Raw genomic sequence first — 4,638 nt, 5'->3', positions numbered from 1 at the left:
TACCAAGCATGGCGGTTCCCACTTTCTTCAATCTCTTCCTGAAAATCCTCGAAATCCATAATAGGATTATAAATATGCTGTTTTCTCGCATCCGCGTTTTTCACATTGCTTTTCCCTGCTTCGCTCTGTTGCCCATGTTTCATAATGGTTATTTTTCCACCAATGGCACACTGCAATTCAGAAATTTCTGTGAGGCAGCTTTTGCCCATCACTTTTACTTTTTCATAGGGTTTTTGCCATTTTCCAACGGGTGCATACGAACAAGGTAAATAACCGCCAGAAGTAGGTTGCAATTTGCAGTTGCCAAAAGGCATTGCTGGTGGATCTAGCATGACATCATCTTCTGTAACGGCAAGATAATCTGCTTCTCCTTCGGCATCATTCCAATAGTGTTTTTGATGGCTGGTTACTTTAAATTTTGGGAATTTAAAACCTTGGTCGCATTGGCATATGGCTTTTTGGAGGTTGGTTTTCGAGATGTCAATGAACGTGTTTCTAAAAAAGCATTTGATTGAATGCTTTTTAATATCTCATAAATTATTTATTCTGCTGGACCAATTCCGCCATATCTTGTATCTTCATAAATTTGATTAAAGTCGGAAATGTTGTAATAATTATTTTTCTTAAATTCCTCCTCAAACTGAGGTTCATTAAGAAGTGAAAAAAACCTATAGTAAAATCGCGACTGGTTTTTGTGGCATAATAAGCAACCATAGCCATTATTTTTTTTGTTTAGAAAAATTTATCTTTTTATCTGCTGTTAATTCGTTGAAAAAATCTATTTGAACATCAAGTGCTTTATTTATAAATACTTGTGTTTCTTGATTGTTCCAATTTTTTACGATATCAAAAACTTCTTTATTTACTTTAATTTTCCCATCACAACTTTCATTCCACAAGATTAATATCAGATTTTCTTTATCCTTATAATTATTTTTAACTACAAAATTTAAAAGTTCTGCATCCGAAGTATAGTCAAAAGTTTTTACTAAAGATTCTAAAAAGATTTTATTATTGAATTTTAACCAAGCCAAACTTACTTCACTATCGTTGAATAGATATTTTTTCTATTGATAATCTTTTCAACATTCAATTGGAGTGTCTCTTCTAAAGAAGAAAGAGACATCCAAGGAATAATTTTTACTTGATTGTCTAAACCTAAATTTTTTACTTTCGCTAGTTCTTTCTCTTTTTCATAAATTTTTGGGAAATCTTTCTTATAGTTAATAAGTTCTGGAATAAAATAGGCTTCTGTAATTATTTTTGATTTATAATCTAAAAAAAGAGGATTGGTATTACTTATGACATAGTTTTCATCTAATTTATAGGCATTTTTTTTCTTGAACAAGGATATTCAATTAAAAAATTTGTAATGGATTTTCCTTCAGATTCAAATCCAAACATATTTTTTATTTTATTTTCAAAATGCTTTTCATCTAATAATTTAAAACCATTTTTTATCAATGCATATTCAGATAATTTACGCGCAATTTGAAAATCTTCAGATGAATATTTATAATCACTTGAAGCATCTAAACCCTTTTCTTTTACATCATACCCTCTCATTATTTGACGTTCGAGTAAAATTGGTAAAGAATCCTGCGTTAAATAACCTTTAACCTTTTTCTGCACAATTGCGATTAACTCCGAATTTTGTGGCAGGCTCTAATTGCAGGAAGGAATACTTAACATAATAAAACTAAAATTTTCATGAATAATTAAAATTATTTTTTAAAAATATGCTGTTTGTTCTTATCTGAAAAAGCAGCATTTAAGTAAGGGCTTTCCCAAACTAAACTTCCATTTGTATTACGAATCACACCAAAATCTTTAGTTTTTTGTAATACTGCCGAATTAGACCCATCTATTGAAGCGAGATAATTTAAATGTAATTTATCATTTATTTCTTTGCCACTTAATAAAAATTTTTGATAAATTTGATATCCTTCTGCAGAATATATTATAGAATCTCTTGTAATGTTTAGAATTATTTTATAATCAGTTCCGTCCAGATCATCTTCAGATCTTATTGTGAAAAAATAATTGCCATACCATTTACTGTTTATTGCTGTTAAATTTTTTGATAAATTCTGATCACATTCTGAAATTTCATTTTCACAATTTTTGAGCTTTTGCTCGATTTGTAAACTTCCGTCTTCATTAAATTGCTTCCAGCTTCCACAAGGACATTCTTCACTACCTTCGTAACTTTCTCTTGTGAAATAAACAGTTTTTATAGATTTCGACTTTACAAAAAACTCTTTTATCTCATTAATTAATATCTTTTCACTACAACTATTTCCATAACTTGTGTGCACTATCTCTTTTACAACAAATCCTTTCTCATCCATAAAAAATTCTTTTCCCGAAATTGCAACGCATCCACCGATATCGGCTTCAATCCACTTATGCAATATTATTTTACTATTATTATACTCATAATTTGTTTTAGGATAACTATCAAAATTAACAGTCTTTTTTTTCAAATAACCTTCTTCAGAAAAATAGAGTTTAACATTTTTTTCACCTTCATATTCCATCAAATCAACTTCTTTAATCTTTTTATTATCGAAATAAATTACATTTATGGTATCTTTTTTTTTCTCAATGTTTGATGATTCTACTTTTAAAGTGCTTTTTTGACAGGATAATAAAGCAAATGCACAAAGAAATGTTATATATAAAACAAATTTATTCATTATTCATATTTTTAATTAAACCGTTAACTAATAAAGTTGCTATTTTATCTTTATTATTTATAATGTTTTTTGTATCAATCGGACTAGTAAGATAACCAAGTTCAACCAAGACTTTCTTTTTTGATGCATTTCCAGATTTTAAAACTCCCAAATCTGACCTATTATGTGGAGATTTTGAAAGAATATTTGTAATGTCATACTTATATAACAAATCAATTGCTAATTGTTTTGAATCATTATCACTATATATTGTATGTGCACCTTTTGAAAAATCAGTCCATCCATCACAATGAATTGAGATAAAATAATCAGCTTTTAATGTTGAAGCCATTTTTCCTCTAAAATTAATTGCGCCAGCCTTTGTTGCACTTCCTCCAATATATTTTTTGAAATTTGCTTCATCAGAGAGCTCAATTGTTTTTCTTTGACTTCTTGTAATATAGACAGTATGTCCATATTTTTCAATTATGCTTTTCATTTTCACAGCAATATCGTAAACTACATTTGATTCAGTATTCTCATCATCATAACCTCCACTTGGCTTTTCGTTGTTTCCAATAATATATTTTGAGGGGTTTACTACGATATAATCTGGTAATGAATTTGCGTCATAAATTTTGTCATCATCTTTAATTTTATATTTTCTAGCTTGAGTTCCTAAATTTCCAGGTTTAACTCCATGCCCAGGATCCAGTACAATTACATACTTTTTATCTTTGTTTTGCTTGGCTTCAGCAACTGATACGGTAGCACTTTCACATTCACCTTCCCATTTACTATTCTTATATCTATCATACCAATTTTGCATTTCTTCATCTACTTCCCAAACGAAAGTACTTCCATTTTTATATCCTCTTTTCACCACTGTTTTGCCATTGATAATTTCCTCACCAATAATATTGTCATATTCTCCTTTTTCTTTCATAAAAGAATAATTTGTGTGATACTGGATTGTTGGGGCAGAGTATAAAATACTTGTTCTTGCAGTTCTATTATTTTTGATCATTGTAGGATAATTAACAGCAAGATACATATCCAATAAATTATTAATTTTACCTTTAAAAGAAGATTGCTCAAAATAAGTTTTTACATAATCCAATTGATCTACAGCTTTCATGTTTTTCAACTTATCAGTTGTAGTCCCCAAATCTGAAGCTGCTTCTGGTCCAAACTGTAATAAACCGGTAAACCCTCTAGAATTTTGTTTTGAGGGACTGAATGTTTTTGCAGTTTCGAAATACATAATCACCATAAGATTATTTGCCATTTCAATCTTTCTACCTTCACCCCATAAAATACTGCAAATCTTAACAACTTTTAATCTAAATGCGCAGTCTACTTTGTCACCTAAAATTATGTCATATTTTTCACAAAAGCAGGTAGCTTCAATCTGCTCTTCAGGTTTTTTATCAACGATTGTTGTAGATAAGCCTTTCACTTGTTTGATCTGCTCCGTATTCAAATCAACATCTATATTAGAAGATTTGGTAGAAACATGCATAAAAACTATTTCTGCAAATATTTCCTGGTAATATCCACTGTTGTATTCACCACTGTCCGGATTTTTTTTATCATTGCCTAATTCTCCATCAATTCGCATTTTATCTGTTAAAGGACAGAGTATATATTGAAGATCATTCTTGAATCTATGTATTTCATTATATAAAATATCATCTCCTCCAATGTAGTCACTTTCCCAAATTCTCAAATTATAATCTAGACCTTTTACGTCTTTTGCATCAATTATTACTCTTACTGCTTCACCAAATTTTGGATTTCTAGTAAATGCATTCCCATTTTTATCTGTAATTTTTACACTTTTCACATAACCCTTTATATCTACCTGATTATTTTTTGATGTTGGCTTTGAAGATGCTTTTGGCGAATTTTGTTTTGGTTTTGGTTTATTCGTGGACGTTCTTGTAGGTAAGGGATGGTG

At 29.7% G+C, this 4,638-nt stretch carries 6 protein-coding genes; all 6 read right to left on the bottom strand.

Annotation, left to right across the window (positions count from 1 at the left end):
* Nucleotides 1–452, bottom strand: a 452-nt coding sequence (locus HNQ03_RS15845; protein WP_317170385.1) for a DUF4280 domain-containing protein, incomplete at its 3' end; no start/stop codon positions are given.
* A 267-nt stretch (nt 453–719) separates the two neighbouring features.
* Entirely contained in the window at nt 720–1,034 is a 315-nt protein-coding gene (locus HNQ03_RS15840) for a hypothetical protein (RefSeq protein WP_173780667.1), read from the bottom strand.
* A 2-nt stretch (nt 1,035–1,036) separates the two neighbouring features.
* Entirely contained in the window at nt 1,037–1,348 is a 312-nt protein-coding gene (locus tag HNQ03_RS15835; protein WP_173780666.1) for a hypothetical protein, read from the bottom strand.
* Entirely contained in the window at nt 1,318–1,632 is a 315-nt protein-coding gene (locus tag HNQ03_RS15830) for a hypothetical protein (protein WP_173780665.1), read from the bottom strand. Before HNQ03_RS15830 ends, HNQ03_RS15835 begins: the two co-directional genes overlap by 31 nt.
* A gap of 92 nt (nt 1,633–1,724) precedes the next feature.
* A complete protein-coding gene (locus HNQ03_RS15825; protein WP_173780664.1) occupies nt 1,725–2,699 on the bottom strand; it encodes a hypothetical protein in 975 nt (324 codons plus the stop codon).
* The coding region (locus tag HNQ03_RS15820) for an N-acetylmuramoyl-L-alanine amidase family protein (RefSeq protein WP_173780663.1) at nt 2,692–4,638 on the bottom strand (1,947 nt) is incomplete at its 5' end. The genes HNQ03_RS15825 and HNQ03_RS15820, both read right to left, overlap by 8 nt.

The organism is Frigoriflavimonas asaccharolytica, assembly GCF_013294015.1.
In the GTDB taxonomy this organism is placed as follows: Bacteria; Bacteroidota; Bacteroidia; order Flavobacteriales; family Weeksellaceae; genus Frigoriflavimonas; species Frigoriflavimonas asaccharolytica.
This window is presented reverse-complemented; position numbering and strand designations above follow the sequence as displayed.